Origin of the sequence: Nocardia arizonensis, assembly GCF_001310275.1 — a bacterium.
In the GTDB taxonomy this organism is placed as follows: Bacteria; Actinomycetota; Actinomycetes; order Mycobacteriales; family Mycobacteriaceae; genus Nocardia; species Nocardia arizonensis.
In genome coordinates, this window is sequence record NZ_LGYZ01000092.1 from 108,466 (window position 1) to 122,524 (window position 14,059).

Annotated in this window: 13 protein-coding genes and 1 pseudogene; 2 read left to right on the forward strand and 12 right to left on the reverse strand. The window is 65.1% G+C overall.

All coding sequences use genetic code 11. The features are described from left to right. Window positions 1-3: 3 nt before the first annotated feature. A complete protein-coding gene (locus tag APZ21_RS22535) occupies window positions 4-444 on the reverse strand; it encodes a MarR family winged helix-turn-helix transcriptional regulator (RefSeq protein WP_054815287.1) in 441 nt (146 codons plus the stop codon). 98 nt (window positions 445-542) lie between these two features. Here APZ21_RS22535 and APZ21_RS22540 point away from each other — a divergent pair, with 98 nt between their 5' ends. Beyond that, complete coding sequence (locus APZ21_RS22540; protein WP_174553606.1) at window positions 543-1,778, forward strand: epoxide hydrolase family protein; 1,236 nt, start codon at window positions 543-545, stop codon at window positions 1,776-1,778. A gap of 169 nt (window positions 1,779-1,947) precedes the next feature. Here the strand turns inward: APZ21_RS22540 and APZ21_RS22545 are convergent, their stop codons facing one another. The 11 genes and pseudogenes from APZ21_RS22545 to rpsF form a co-directional block, all read right to left on the reverse strand. Then, a complete protein-coding gene (locus tag APZ21_RS22545; RefSeq protein WP_054815288.1) occupies window positions 1,948-3,729 on the reverse strand; it encodes a cutinase family protein in 1,782 nt (593 codons plus the stop codon). A 502-nt stretch (window positions 3,730-4,231) separates the two neighbouring features. After that, window positions 4,232-4,840: a ComF family protein gene (locus APZ21_RS34315; RefSeq protein ID WP_156371262.1), complete on the reverse strand. Its 609-nt coding sequence runs from the start codon at window positions 4,838-4,840 to the stop codon at window positions 4,232-4,234. A 152-nt stretch (window positions 4,841-4,992) separates the two neighbouring features. Then, the gene (locus tag APZ21_RS22550; protein ID WP_204249138.1) at window positions 4,993-5,997 is read right to left on the reverse strand and encodes a DNA-processing protein DprA; all 1,005 of its coding nucleotides are present in this window, start codon (window positions 5,995-5,997) and stop codon (window positions 4,993-4,995) included. A 28-nt stretch (window positions 5,998-6,025) separates the two neighbouring features. Then, window positions 6,026-6,357 (reverse strand): annotated as a pseudogene (locus tag APZ21_RS35770) (type ISP restriction/modification enzyme); the annotation flags it as partial. After that, on the reverse strand, window positions 6,342-6,653 hold the full coding sequence (locus APZ21_RS35775) for a type ISP restriction/modification enzyme (RefSeq protein ID WP_307588035.1): 312 nt from the start codon (window positions 6,651-6,653) through the stop codon (window positions 6,342-6,344). The pseudogene APZ21_RS35770 and the gene APZ21_RS35775, both read right to left, overlap by 16 nt. Beyond that, on the reverse strand, window positions 6,605-7,456 hold the full coding sequence (locus APZ21_RS22560) for a phosphotransferase enzyme family protein (RefSeq protein WP_239476766.1): 852 nt from the start codon (window positions 7,454-7,456) through the stop codon (window positions 6,605-6,607). Before APZ21_RS22560 ends, APZ21_RS35775 begins: the two co-directional genes overlap by 49 nt. 201 nt (window positions 7,457-7,657) lie before the next feature. Further along, window positions 7,658-10,120, reverse strand: coding sequence for a replicative DNA helicase (locus APZ21_RS22565; protein WP_054815292.1), 2,463 nt, complete (start codon window positions 10,118-10,120; stop codon window positions 7,658-7,660). Between the two features lie 694 nt (window positions 10,121-10,814). Continuing rightward, complete coding sequence (gene rplI / locus APZ21_RS22570; protein ID WP_054815293.1) at window positions 10,815-11,270, reverse strand: 50S ribosomal protein L9; 456 nt, start codon at window positions 11,268-11,270, stop codon at window positions 10,815-10,817. A 17-nt stretch (window positions 11,271-11,287) separates the two neighbouring features. Then, window positions 11,288-11,539: a 30S ribosomal protein S18 gene (gene rpsR, locus APZ21_RS22575; RefSeq protein ID WP_054815294.1), complete on the reverse strand. Its 252-nt coding sequence runs from the start codon at window positions 11,537-11,539 to the stop codon at window positions 11,288-11,290. Window positions 11,540-11,596: 57 nt separating this feature from the next. Next, the gene (locus APZ21_RS22580; RefSeq protein ID WP_054815295.1) at window positions 11,597-12,154 is read right to left on the reverse strand and encodes a single-stranded DNA-binding protein; all 558 of its coding nucleotides are present in this window, start codon (window positions 12,152-12,154) and stop codon (window positions 11,597-11,599) included. Between the two features lie 93 nt (window positions 12,155-12,247). Continuing rightward, window positions 12,248-12,535 (reverse strand): 30S ribosomal protein S6, encoded by a 288-nt coding sequence (rpsF, locus tag APZ21_RS22585; protein ID WP_054815296.1) that lies wholly within the window; start codon window positions 12,533-12,535, stop codon window positions 12,248-12,250. A 135-nt stretch (window positions 12,536-12,670) separates the two neighbouring features. Here rpsF and APZ21_RS22590 point away from each other — a divergent pair, with 135 nt between their 5' ends. Further along, entirely contained in the window at window positions 12,671-14,059 is a 1,389-nt protein-coding gene (locus APZ21_RS22590) for a glycosyltransferase family 87 protein (RefSeq protein WP_082393380.1), read from the forward strand.

Genomic DNA, 14,059 nt, shown 5'->3' on the forward strand with positions numbered 1-14,059 from the left:
TCCTCAGCGGCGGCCGAGTTCGGCCAGCCGGGTCAGTGCGGGCAGCGCGCGGGCCAGGGCGCGGCGCTGTTCGGTGCTCAATTCGGCCAGCAGCGGTGTGAGATGGCGCAGGCGATCGCGGCGGCGGGCGCGTCCGACACGGCGTCCGGCCTCGGTGAGGTGTACCAGCACGGCGCGGCCGTCGGTCGGATCGGGTCGGCGTCGCACGAGACCGTCGCGCTCCAGCCGGGTGATCAGCTGCGTGATCGCGGGCTGGGTGATCTGTTCGGTGCGCGTGAGTTCGGACAGGCGCAGTGGGTGCGGGCTCGCGGCGAGGGTGTCGAGGACCGAAAGTGTGGTGAAAGGCAGCGTTTCCGTGGTGGGCAGGCGGATGTAGAAGCGATTGAAGCGCTCGATGGCCTCGGCGAAGGCATCGGCGTCGAGGTCGGGAGTCGTCTCGTCCACCCGCCGAATATATCGGGTGACTTATTTAAGTAACTTATGTAAATTGCTTATGCGATGTGGCGCGCGGCCGCATCGGCGCGACGAACGGGAGCCGCGAGGTGGCACACGACACCCCCCGAGAACCTTTGGCCCAGTACCCGATCCACGTACCCGACGCGGTGCTCGACGACCTGCGCGACCGTCTCGCCCGCACCCGCTGGCCCGACGACGCGGGCAACCGCGACGGCCACTACGGCGTCGACCGTGTCCGCCTCCAGGCGCTCGCCGAATACTGGCGGACCGAATACGACTGGCGGACAGTCGAATCCGTCATCAATGCCGATGTGCATCATCGCGTCGAGATCGACGGCGTTCCCGTGCACTTCCTGCGCCGCCCCGGCGTCGGCCCCGACCCCGTCCCGCTCATCCTCACCCACGGCTGGCCCTGGACCTTCTGGCACTGGTCCAAGGTCATCGGACCGCTCGCCGATCCCGGCGCGCACGGCGGCGATCCGGCCGAAGCGTTCGAGGTCATCGTGCCGTCCTTCCCCGGCTTCGGTTTCTCCACGCCGCTGCCCGACCGGCCGGACATGAACTTCTGGAAGGTCGCCGACGTGTGGCACACCCTCATGACCGAGGTGCTCGGGCACCGGCGATACGCGGCCGCGGGATGCGACGTCGGCGCGCTGGTCACCGGCCAGCTCGGCCACAAGTACGCCGACGAGCTGTACGGCATCCACATCGGCTCCGGCCAGAAGCTGACCCTATTCGACGGCGACCGCGCCTGGGATCTCAGCGGGGGCAAGCCGATTCCGCCCGGACTGCCGGCGCAAACCCACGCCAGGGTCGTCGAACTCGAACGCCGTTTCGCCGTGCACCTGGCCGTGCAGGTCCTCGAGCCGAGCACCCTCGCCTACGGTCTGACCGACTCGCCGGTCGGCATGCTGGCCTGGCTGCTGCAACGCTGGACCGCCTGGAGCGATTGCGGCGGCGACATCCACACCGTCTTCACCCCCGATGAACTGCTCACCCATGCCACCATCTACTGGGTCACCAACAGCATCGGCACCTCGATCCGCACCTACGCCAACAACAACCGCTACCCGTGGCGGCCCGCGCACGACAGGCGGCCGCCCATCGAAGCGCCCACCGGCGTCACCTTCGTCGGGTACGAGAATCCGCCCGGTGTGCGCACCGACCAGCGCGTCCGGCACTTCCTCGACAGCGATCGCGCCGATTGGTACAACCACGTCGAGCTGACCGCGCACGATCGCGGCGGCCATTTCATTCCGTGGGAGATACCGGACGAGTGGGTCAGCGATCTGCGCCGCACCTTCAGGGGTCGCGTTCGGTAGTGAGCGTGCGCTCGCATCGACCGCGCCGTGGCGGGCCGCACCGCGCATAGCTGCTCGTGCGGACCCGGTCTCTCGGGCCCGCGGTCGACAGCCGTGCTCGACCGGGGGCGTGATCCGCGCTCGCGCACCCACCCGGAACGGCCGGGACGGGTGCGCGGTCGGCGCGGGGTTACCGGGTGGGCGACGGTGGTACGGATTCCGTGGTTGTGGTAGTCGGGGTCGCGGGCGCGGCGGTGATCGCGGCCGGGGACTCGGCTGCGACGGAATTGCGGGCCGGACCCTGTGCGGGCGGCGTCGTCGCGTCGGTGGTCTCGTTCTTCGGCGCGGCGGGCGTGGTCGGCGGCGTTGTCGTCGTCATCGGGGCCGTCGTCGTGGGCGCGGTCGTGCTCGGCGCGGTGGTGTTCGGCGCGGTGGTGTTCGGCGCGGTGGTGTTCGGCGCGGTGGTCGTCGGCTTGGCGGTGGTGGTCGTGGCTTTCGCGATGGTCGACGGCGCGGTGGTGCTCGGCCGCGCCGAGGCCGACGGCTTCGTCGTGCTCTCGATCGCCGCCCGCTGCACCGCGGCCAAATCCGTCTGATCCGGCTTGGCCGACTTGTCGACCGGCTCGCCCGCCTGCGCCTGCTTCGCCAGATGGGTCAGCCACGCGGCCGCGTATTCGGCCGAGGTCAGCGGTTTGCCGTCGGCGGCGTCGGAATCCTGCCAGTAGTCGAAATGATGCCCGGTGTGGTTCGGTCCGAGCGTCAGCTGGTACGGGTCGCTCATGATCACCGGGATCGTGTTCTGATTCGTCACGATGAGGCCGACGATCTCGTTGAACACCTTCTGCGGCAGGTAGGCCAGCGGCGACATCTGATCCGAGGCGATCGTGTCCGCCTTCGCGGGCGTCTTCTTCGCCTCACCCGGCTTGTACGCCGGATCCGACACCCGCAGCAGCACATCGAGGAAGGTCTCGTCACCGGCCATCCAATTGTCCTGCGACTGGATGTCGGCGAAAGCGAGCAGCGCGATCTTGCCGAGCGTGACCGCGACGTCCTGACCGGTCGCGGGCGTGAGCCCCTCCTTCTCCAGGCCGTCCACGTTCAACTGCCTGCCGACGTTGACCGCCAATTGCAGCAGCGAGATGTTCTGCGGCGCGGCGCAGGTGAGGTCGCCGTCGGAGCAGAACGAGGCGATCTTGCCGTTCAGCGCGCCGAAGTCGCCGCTGTTGCCGGGCAGCGCGCCCCGACCCGAGGCCGCGTCCATGCCGGTCTGGTACTTCTGGTCGAAATTGTCCGGGCTGCCGTAGGGGTCCTTCGCGCCCGGGAACGGTCCCTCATCCGCCGAGCGCCCCGAATCGGCGAGGATCACCACGCCGACAACGTCGTCCGGGTCGACGATCCCGTAGCCGCCGTCGGCCCCCGCCTGCTGATTCCCGATCTGCTTGGCCACGCGGCGCACCACATCGGCGCCCTCGCTGTAGCCGACGATGGAGAACCGGGTGTCAGGACATGCCTGCGCGATCTCCCGCATGACCCGCTCGGTGTTCTGAACGCCGGTGTTCACCGCGTCCTCGTAGCTGTCCATATTCGCCGGATAGGCGATATAGATGGCGGCGTAGGCGTCGGGATCGACGGCGCCCGCGGGCGCGTTGACCACCGGGTCCACCCACTCGCTGTTGTGATCTCCCGCCATCGCCGCGGGCAACTCGTTCCCATTGGCGTCGACCAGCATCCTGGTCGTCCCCTCGACCGGCGTGTCCCCCCGCCCCGCCACCGAGATCGTCACCATGTCCCGGCACTCGGTCACCGAGGTCGTTAGCCGCGTATCCGCGGTCCGCGGGTGCGAGGTCGTCAACACCAGCGAACCCGCCACCACAGCCGCCAACCCCAACGCCGCGGGCGCGGCGACAGCCGAGGCGATCTTGTGCTGTGCGAGAAACGCCCGAGGTTTCACGAGGTACTCACCGAAGGCCATGCCGTCATCCCCAATCCATCGATCGATACACGGACGGACAAGGCCCCCCCGAGGGCCATGTTCACCGAACACGTCGTGGTACCGGCCCTACGCGTTACTCCAGTGCGATAGAAGACACATCATGCGATCCGTCCCGGAGGCTCGCTCGCCCGAGACCGCGCCCGCAGCTCGCGCTCAGCGCTACCGCCGTCGGCAGCGCCACCCGCGACAAGATTTGCTCAGCTCATACCGTCAGCGGCGGAAAACGCTCGCCCGGTGAAAGCCGTGGCCACTGGCGTCGCGAATAGGCCGAGCGGCGAAACCGGATCAGCGGTGACCATCCCTCCTACACCACCCGTCCGTACTCGCCCCGACACTGCCACCGTTTACAGCGCTTCCCATTGCCACACCAGCGACCGGCCGTATCCAGACGATGGCCCAGCCCTGCCCACCACCGGAACGGCGTTCGAAACCCAGGGCACTCATCCCCGACCGTGGACCCATCAGCTCGTGTGGCCGAACCTCACTGCGCGCTCGGGCACGAGTCACCTGTGACGGGACAACGATCAGGGTCGAAGTCGGTCGTGAGTCGCTCGCGAATGAACGCTGCATTACTACCGAAGCCAGGCTCGATCCACCTGCCGACGACCATGATGCTGACGGCGCTCGCTCCTGCGGCCCGCAACGTCATCGCAGCTGATTGAGCTCTAGCGCCAGTCGTCCAGGTATCGTCGAGAACCAGCACGTGGTGCCCAGCGAGGTTGGTCGGCGGATTGAGGGCGAACTGTGTTGGCACTACTACCCGGTCAGACGTCGAAGTCGGTGCTGGTACGAGCTGAACGGCATCGGTAATCGCCCCGATGTCGTGCGATATGGCCGTGAACGGGTGGACACCGCGCCGACCGCTGAGGGAGGGGATGGTCACCCTGAGTGTGACGGGTACGCCTGCGGCGACCCCAATGCACCGTTCGTGGAGCGTGATTCCGTTGAACAGCACGAGCGTCAGAATTGCGGTATGTCTCTTCCGTGCTGCAGGGGATATGTCATCTTTGTAGTGGCGCAGCAGGGTGCCGGATTGCGCGCCAGAAACCGCATATACAAGCGGCGCCACCACGGTGGCGATATCGGGCATCGACTTGATGGCGTTGCACTTATAGCATTTCAAATATCCGAAAGTTGGCGTTGCGCATACACTGCAGGTGACTTGTGGTTCCCTGATCGTGTTACGGAGGTATCCGCCCGCTAGTTGGACAAGTAGCGATTTAGGATCGGTTGCGCCCAAGGTTAGCCCAAATTTTCATTTCCAGCCGGACTGGGAATCAGTGTCGGAACATTTGATCGACCGAGGTCAGTCGCGACCACGCGTTCGACGATGTTCATGACCTCTGCAGTGCTCCCAGCGACGTGGACGCCGGGTCGGCCAACTAGGGCTTTCCCCCAGCTCGTCGTGCGCACGACGAGATCGGTCAGGACTACGGGTCGCCCGTGATCGATGGCCAGACGGGCCTGGATGCGCGCACCGCTGCGCTCACCGGCCTCGATCACAACCGATGCGCGTCCTAAACCAGACATTGTCGCGTTTCGGATAGGAAAATTGTGCTGTTGAGGTGGCGCATCGGGCAAGAACTGCGAGATGAGCGCGCCGTGGGCGGCAACCTGCGCGTGCAGGTCTCGGTTTGCGGCCGGATATGTTTTGTTGATACCGGTTCCGATCACGCCGACCGGACGACCACCGGCTTCAATGGCGGCTGTGTGAGCTGCGGTGTCGATTCCCGCGGCCAGGCCCGACAGGACAGAGATGCCGCGATCCGCGAGGCCACGGGCAACATGGGTCGCCACGGATATCCCGCGGTCGGTCGCTGCCCGCGACCCAACTACAGACACACCGATCTCTTCGGGGTGCAGCTTGCCCTTGACGAACAAGATCGGCGGTAGCTGGTGGATTTCTCGCAGAGAGACCGGATACTCCGGGTCTAAGACCGTCACCAGATCGAAGTCCGAGTTGCGCCACGCATCAAGGTTTTCGCAGGCGCGCGCGAGCCGGTCGCGATCGTCGCTCATGCCATCGAGGGCTGCCGGATGAATCTCGTCCCAGAGCGCAATCGCTGAGCCGCGCAGGGCCACCTCGGAGGCGATCGCTGACCACGTCATCTTTCCAGGCCGTTCGTCGAGAAGGGCGAGGAGAGCCACATGCTCATTCGCGTCCACATCACCCATGACAGACAGCTTAGAACTCGTCGGATGGCTGGGCAGAACCATCGGCGCGTTTCGAGCGCCTTCGAGACTCATATATCACTCCTGTGCTCGAACGTATGTTCTATGTAGCGCACGCTACCAGGCATACGATTCTCATCGTCTCGACTGCGACCGTCGTAACCCGACTGATCAGGTCGACGATGTAGGTCGGGTCGCTGCGTTCGTCGCACCAGTCGTTGGGGTCGTTCACGATCCCCGACACCGAGTCAGTCTTGATTTGGTAACGGTCGATGATCCACGCCAACGCCGAGCGGGATCCGAGCAGGTAACGTTCGGCGTCCTCCGGGATGCCGGCGATGATGACCTTCGGGTTGTACACGATGGCGGTGCGGTCCTCGACCTGCTTTCCGGTCTCGGGGAATTTTTCTTGCCCCACTTCATCTTCGACACCCTGCGTCCGCCGAGATGCAGTCCAGCTCACCTTCGGCCGAGCCAGCCTGGACGTAGGTCCAGCGAGGGAAGAACTGGGCGGTGTAGGTGAAGAAGGACAGTTCAGGAAGCAGATCTGTTGCGAGAACCGCACAATCGGCACCATCGCGCGGCGCTAGCACCAAGATCCCTACGTTGTTGTGGTGCGGAGTCGGAAAAATCGACGGTAGCTCGCCCTGTCGTCGTTCAGTACTCGCCACACTGCCACCGTTTACAGCGCTTCCCATTGCCACGGCAGCGGCACTGCTCCCCGGAGGCATGCAATTCGATGATTGGCCTGACTCACAGCGGCTTTGCTCGCACAGGCGCGTTCAAGGGCAAAACCGACCCATCTGAGTTCCTGGATGTCGGCGAAGACGCGGAAGTCTGGCCGGGTCGTGACGTCGTAGCCACCATAGGCGTCAACGAAGGACAGGTAGTCGGCGTCGGGGATTCTCGCGAAGTCCGTGTAGTCGACGGCCAGTTGCACGAGATCCCATTCCGGACGGCCAAGTGACACCTTGTCGAGATCCAGCACCGTCGGAATACCCGATGGCGGCACGACCAGGTTGCCTTGCCAGGCATCGCCATGAATCACCGTGAGCCGTAGGGGATCCGGCAGATTGTCATAGTGTTCACGCAGCTCGTCGTAGCGTGTCAGCAGCCACGTTCGGTCACCATCGTCCACCGTGCCCGCAGTCGCCAACCTGGCGCGAAGATCACCGAAGGGGTCGTATCTCGGCAGGTCGGGATCGGCCGGCGGTGCCAACGAATGGAGTACCCGTAGTGTGGCTCCGAGCTCGGTGGGTGTGGCCGGTCGATGGTCCGGGATGAGGTGCCACCAGGTGACGGGTCGGTCGTCGACAACGATCGGTTGAAGCAGTTCCGATACCGCCTCCACGGTTGGGATGCCGGAACTGTTGAGCCACTGCGAAACTCGCAGTTCCCGCGCGGCCTCGTTCAGACTGCCGGACTTGCCGATCCGCGCGACGATGTCGCCAACCCGGTAAATGGTGTGGGATCCTTCGCGGATCACCTCCGGTCGATGCAGCTCGAGCCCGGCCTGCCGAGCGGCCTTCGCCAATACCTCCCTGGATGCCCTTGTGGCAGTCACAGCGCCGCAGCTCTCGCCGCACATCCGGCCGGTGACAGCTTGACCTTGTCCTGCTGGGTTTGTCGCGTATCAGAATGCCCTCGTCTCAACGACCGCAAAACCGCAGGTCCGCGTCCCAACATCCCAACATTGTGCCCATCTGTCCCAACATTTGCCGCGAGCGGCAGCTTCTCACCCCCGCGCCATATCCACGAACCGCGAGAGATGGAGTTGGTGGGCGACGGTGATGGTGGCGGTGGGGCCGTTTCGGTGTTTGCCGACGATGAGGTCTGCTTCACCGCCCCGCGGATCGTCGCGTTCGAAGGCGTCGGGACGGTGCAACAAGATGACCATGTCGGCGTCCTGTTCCAGGGAATTGTGCACGGCGACGCCGTCGGCCACGAAATTGTGGGTGCCGGGGACGGTTCCGTCGTAGACATCCTGTTCGCCGAGGCTGGTGATCTCGACTATGGGGTCCCAGTGGACGTCGTTCGTCGCCAACATGTCGATGTCGGCGTCGTCGAGAACCGCCGCGACACGGGCCAGGCGCGCGCGGCTCGGTGCGTGTTTCCATCCGGTGCTGCCGCGGGAACGAGAGTCGATCGCGGAGGAGAACTCGCGGTGGGTCATGTGCTTCGTGGCCAACAGGGTGCGCACTGTCGAGCGCACGTCCTTCGGGACGGTGTCGACATCGGTATCGGACGCGACGATTCGCAGAGCCGCCAGCGCGGTGTCGGCCGATCGGCCATGTGCGCCGTGCACTCCGATATCTCGCAGGAAGATCGTCTGGTTCGCGGCCGCGTCGATGAGCAGACGCCAGCGATCACTACGGCCCTGTTCGCCGACGCGCTCGATTCGGCTGTGGATTCCGAAACGCAGCAGGAGCTGGGCGACGTCATCGATCAATCGGCGGCTGGTCGAGGCGTAGTACACCCGGGCCTGCCGGTGGCGAGCATCCCATCGAACCGACCCATCGGTCGCCCAGAGATGTTTCAGGAACAAGGCGACCTGATCGTTGGGCAACGCGAATATCGCGGAGGGAACGAACTTCTCGTGGTACCTGACCGGCGGGCGGGCGACGCATGATCCGTCGCCGATCATGTGAGCGAGCGAGATGATCTCGGCATCCGCCATGACGGTGGTATTCGCCGGTTCGGGTACGGCACGCGGGATCGCGACGCGGTCGTTTTTCGACAGTTTCTCCAGCGGAATCCAGCCGTCGACCGTCAGGAACGGATGGTTGCCGCTGGCCTCCACGACGCGCCCGGAAGCCAGCCGTACGCGGAAGACCTCCTTACGGCCGCTGGGGAATACCTTCACCATCGGCCGGGCCACCAGGCGCATTCGCTCGTCCAGCGACCAGACCAGCGGCTGCTCGCCGCTGGCCATCAGTTCCCCGAGTGTGGTCTCACCACCGGTATCGGCGCGCAGAATCCGCGTCGACGCGGGCAGGCATCCCGATTCGCGCAGGTCGGAGACCATGGGGCGCTTGTCTGTTCGTTGTTCGGGGCCGCGGTTGAGCTGGCTGATGGCTACCACGGGGACTTCGAGTTCCTTGGCGAGGAGTTTGAGATTTCGGGAGAAATCCGAGACTTCCTGCTGGCGGGATTCGACTTTCTTGCCGGAGGTCATCAGCTGGAGGTAGTCGACGACGACGAGTTTGAGGTCGTGGCGCTGTTTGAGTCGCCGGGCCTTGGCGCGGATCTCCATCATGGTGAGATTCGGTGAATCGTCCACGAACAGCGGCGCTTCACTGATCTCACTCATTCGCCGCGCCAGTTTCGTCCAGTCGTCATCGCTCATCCGGCCCGAGCGCATATCCCCGAGTTTGATCTTCGCCTCGGCCGAGAGCAATCGCATCACGATCTCGGTCCGGCTCATCTCCAACGAGAAGATGACGCTCGCCAACCCGTGCTTGATGGAAGCGCTCCGCATGAAATCCATTCCCAGGGTCGACTTGCCGACACCGGGTCTCGCCGCGACGATGATCATCTGGCCGGGGTGCAGGCCATTGGTGAGTTCGTCGAGTTCGGTGAAGCCGGTGGGGACGCCGAGGGAGATTCCGCCGCGCGAGGCGATGGAATCTATTTCGTCCATGGTGGGTTGGAGGAGTTCCTCGAGTGGGAGGAAGTCTTCGGTGGCGCGGCGTTCGGTGACCTCGTATACCTCGGCCTGGGCGCGGTCGACCACTTCGGCGATGTCCTGGCCGTCGGCGCCTGCATAGCCGTATTGGACGATGCGGGTGCCCGCCTCGACGAGGCGGCGCAGGATCGCCTTCTCGGCGACGATTTCGGCGTAGTAGCCCGCGTTGGCGGCGGTGGGGACGGTCTGGGTGAGGGTGACCAGGTAGGGCGCGCCGCCGATGCGTTTGAGTTCGCCGCGGCGGTCGAGACCGGCGGCGACGGTGACGGGGTCGGCGGGTTCGCCGCGACCGTACAGGTCCAGGATGGTGTCGAAGACGGCCTGATGCGCCGGGCGGTAGAAATCGCCGGGCCGAATGACTTCCACGACATCGGCGATGGCGTCTTTGCTCAGCAGCATGCCGCCGAGCACCGACTGCTCGGCGGCCATATCGTGCGGCGGCTGGCGCCCGAAATCTTCACCGGGAGGATCGGGCGGATAGTCGACGTGCCCGCGGTCATCGGTGGTTGTCACCAGACTCGACCGTCCTCTCTGCCCCACGATCGGGTTCGACGCCCGGAGCGGGTTCTTGCCCGGGATAGTTCTACTACCGGGTACCGACACATTTCGGCCGCCTGTACCCCGGATCCAGCAAACCGTCATGAGTTGCCCCGAACCCGGTGTCCCCCGGTTCGCTCACGACAATGCGACGAACCTAGGCGACGCGAGACGGACGCGCCAACCTCGGTTGTGTACACACCTGTGGATAACCTGGGGACTGTTTACCCAACCGTGTGCACCCCCTGTGTACAACTTGGGGAAAAACCAGGTCGGATACATCGAACTTGCAGATAGATAGCGATTTAGACATCTATCCACGTGTGGATTAAGGAACTCTCGGCGTGTCGGTCAAGTTGAACAGTCGGGCGTGTTGGGTTAACGGCGCGTAGACGGAGTATGAGCTGGATCACATTTCGATCGGTCGGTTTCGTCGGTAATCCACAGGCCGAATAACGGGAGGTAGAACGCACAACGGATTCGCCCGACTGTGTTCCAGTGCATACCCGAACGCGGGTCCGCATAGCCACGAGGCTTCCGGCAAATATGTCGCTAATTTTCCGAATGGCAGGCCGACGACATGCGGGCACAGCCGAGGACCACTTCCGTGCCGAACACGGAAGTGGTCCTGGACCGATGCGAATCGCTCAGCGCCGCGGAGATCCGGGGATCAGCTCGCGGCCGTGACCTGCAAGTCGAACTTGGCGGCCACATCAGGATGCAGGTGCACCGCGATGCGGTGCTTACCGGTGGTCTTGATGTGCGACTTCGGCAGTTCGATGCTGCGCTTGTCGACCACGGGCCCACCCGCGGACTTGATGGCCGCGGCGACGTCGGACGGGGTTACCGAACCGAACAGTTTGCCGGTACCCGCGGTCTTCACGCTCAGCGTGACCGCTTCCAGACCCTCGATGGCCTGCTTCAGCTCGTTGGCGTGGTCGAGGTCGCGCACCCGCCGCGCGTCCTGGGCCCGGCGGATGCCCTCGACCTGCTTCTGGGCGCCGCGGGTCGCGACGATCGCGAGGCCGCGGGGCAGCAGGTAGTTGCGGCCGTAACCATTCTTGACCTCGACCGTATCGCCGGGGGCGCCGAGGTTGTCGACATCAGCAGTCAGAATCAGCTTCATGTGCGTGTCTCCCTTTCTCAGCGAGCCGTCGACACGTAGGGCAGCAGCGCCACCTCACGGGAGTTCTTGACGGCGACAGCGATATCGCGCTGGTGTTGTACGCAGTTGCCGGTGACCCGGCGGGCCCGGATCTTGCCCCGGTCGCTGACGTACTTGCGCAGCAGCGTGGTGTCCTTGTAGTCGATCGAAACGGTACCGGCCTTGCTCTCCTTGCAGAAAGAGCACGCCTTCTTCTTCAGCACCTTCTCGCGCGCGGGCGCTTTAGGCATGGTCTGTTACTCCATTACATGTGTTGGTCCGGTCGAGCGGACCGATGTGAGCCGTTCTCAGAACGGCGGTTCGTCGTCTACGCGGCCGCCCCCGAAGGAGCCCGCCGCGGGCGCACTGCCCCACGGATCGTCGTCGGCGCCGGATCGGCCGCCACCACTAGAGGAAGCGTTGGAATTACCGCCGCCGCCGGAGCCGCCGCCGTAATTGCCGCCGCCGGATCCGAATCCACCACCGCCGCCACCGCTGCGATTGGCCTTGTTGACCTTGGCGGTCGCGTAACGCAGGGAGGGACCGACCTCGTCGACCTCGAGTTCGAAGACGGTGCGCTTCTCACCCTCGCGGGTTTCGTAGGAGCGCTGCTTCAGTCGACCGCTCACGATCACGCGGGCGCCTCGGGTCAGGCTTTCGGCGACATTTTCCGCGGCTTCACGCCAGATGTTGCAGCGCAGAAAAAGCGCTTCGCCGTCTTTCCATTCGTTCGTATTACGGTCGAAAACGCGGGGAGTCGATGCCACGGTGAAATTCGCCACCGCGGCGCCCGCGGGCGTGAATCGAAGCTCGGGATCGGCCGTCAGATTACCGATGACGGTGATGACGGTATCGCCTGCTGCCATGTGGTTCCTCCTGCTCGGGGTGCAGTCCGCCCTACACTCGCTCGTCGCGCTCGAGCCTAGAGCCAGGCACCGACGCGCACGAGGTGGTGAGGACTACTTGTCGTGGCGCAGAACCTTGGTGCGCAGCACCGACTCGTTCAGTCCGAGCTGGCGGTCGAGCTCGCTCACCGTGGCCGGGGTCGCGGTGAGATCGACCACCGCGTAGATGCCCTCGGCCTGCTTGCGGATCTCGTAGGCGAGCCTGCGACGGCCCCAGATGTCGACCTTGTCGACCTTGCCGCCTTCGGACTTCACGACGTTCAGCATGCTGTCCAGCGACGGACCAACAGTGCGCTCGTCCAGGCTCGGGTCGAGGATAACCATCACTTCGTAATGACGCACGGACCAATCACCTCCTGTGGACTAGGAAACGGCCACGGACGGTCCGTGGCAGGAGGGTCGTTGCGTCAGCAACCCGAACAGGCTACATGACCGGGCCGTCACCTTCGAAATCCGCCCTGCTCTAGGGTGGATTCCATGTCAGCAGTGGCCCGCCGCAGGTTATTCGCCGCAGCGGTCCTACTGCTGTGCGGGCTCACCCTGGCATTCGGATATGCGAACAAGGCCCGTTGCGCGAGCGCGCCGTTCGAGGAGAACGGCCGCAGCGTGGTCTTCGACGTGATCAAGGATTCCGATGTCTGTTATTCCGATATACAGCTGCTGTGGCTCGGCCGCGATATCGACCGGCACGTATTTCCCTATATCGACGGTGGGATCACCGACGACGGCACGTTGACCGGGGGCGCGGTCGAATATCCGGTGCTCAGCGGCGTGCTGATGTGGCTGGGCGCGCTCGGGGCGGACAACGACGCCCAATTCCTGGCCTACTCGGCGCTGATCCTCGCGCCGTTCGCCCTGCTCACCGCCTGGTTGCTGTTTCGAATGGCGGGTCGGGCGGCGCTGCTGTGGGCGGCGGGTCCGCCGCTGGTGCTCTACGCCTTCCACAATTGGGAGCTGCCCGTGGTGTGCGCGGCGGTGGGCGCGGTGTACGTCATGGTCTACCTGCCGCGGTATTCGGTCAGGACCAGGGGGATCGTGGCCGCGGTCCTGCTCGGACTCGGTTTCTGTCTCAAGCTCTACCCCGGCATTTTCGTACTGCCGCTCGCGGTCTACGTCCTGACCCGGGGGCGGTCGCGCGCGGAGATGCGGCCGCTGGATGTGCGCGGCGCCCTGCTGAGCGCGGCGGCGGCCGTGGTCACCATCGTCGCGGTGAACCTGCCGTTCGCGCTGGCCGGATACGACGGGTGGCGCGCCTCCATCACCTTCCAGCAGATGCGCCAGGCCGACATCACCACCAATTCCATCTGGTATTGGGGCCTGCGGCCGCTGTTCGGGACCGATGCCGAGAGCGAATCGGCGTTCCAGCAGACCGTCTCCATCGCCTCGCCCGCGCTGATCCTGGCATCGTTCGCATTGGCGATGTGGCTGGGGTGGCGCCGGTACTCGGTGACGGGCGGCTATCCGTGGGTTGGGGTCAGCGGCGCGATGCTGTGCGGATTCCTGCTGTTCCACAAGGTGCATTCGCCGCAGTACACGCTGTGGCTGATTCCGTTCCTGGTGCTGCTCGCGGTGCCGTGGTCGCTGATCGGCGGATACCTGCTGGCCGATGCCGCGGTCGGGGTCGGGGTGTTCCGGTACTTCCACGCGATCACGGTGGGCGACCCGGTGGAGGCGGTGCAGAGCGTCGTGCAGTTCGGCGTCTGGGGGCGCGCGTTGCTACTGGTGGTGCTGTTCGTGGTGTTCGTGCGGGTCGAACCGCGCGGGGTGCGGCCGTTGTCCACCGCCGCGTCGCACCTCGACACCGGGGGACGCACGGCGGACCCGCGGCTCGCAGCGGATCAACCCGCGCGAGCCGGAAACCCTTGA

Coding starts and splice junctions, on each gene's coding strand:
- APZ21_RS35775 (WP_307588035.1), bottom strand. CDS start 6,653: ATGCCTCCGGGGAGCAGTGCCGCTGCCGTGGCAATGGGAAGCGCTGTA.
- APZ21_RS22580 (WP_054815295.1), bottom strand. CDS start 12,154: ATGGCAGCAGGCGATACCGTCATCACCGTCATCGGTAATCTGACGGCC.
- APZ21_RS22545 (WP_054815288.1), bottom strand. CDS start 3,729: ATGGCCTTCGGTGAGTACCTCGTGAAACCTCGGGCGTTTCTCGCACAG.
- APZ21_RS22550 (WP_204249138.1), bottom strand. CDS start 5,997: ATGAGTCTCGAAGGCGCTCGAAACGCGCCGATGGTTCTGCCCAGCCAT.
- APZ21_RS22590 (WP_082393380.1), top strand. CDS start 12,671: ATGTCAGCAGTGGCCCGCCGCAGGTTATTCGCCGCAGCGGTCCTACTG.
- APZ21_RS34315 (WP_156371262.1), bottom strand. CDS start 4,840: ATGCCCGATATCGCCACCGTGGTGGCGCCGCTTGTATATGCGGTTTCT.
- rplI (WP_054815293.1), bottom strand. CDS start 11,270: ATGAAGCTGATTCTGACTGCTGATGTCGACAACCTCGGCGCCCCCGGC.
- rpsR (WP_054815294.1), bottom strand. CDS start 11,539: ATGCCTAAAGCGCCCGCGCGCGAGAAGGTGCTGAAGAAGAAGGCGTGC.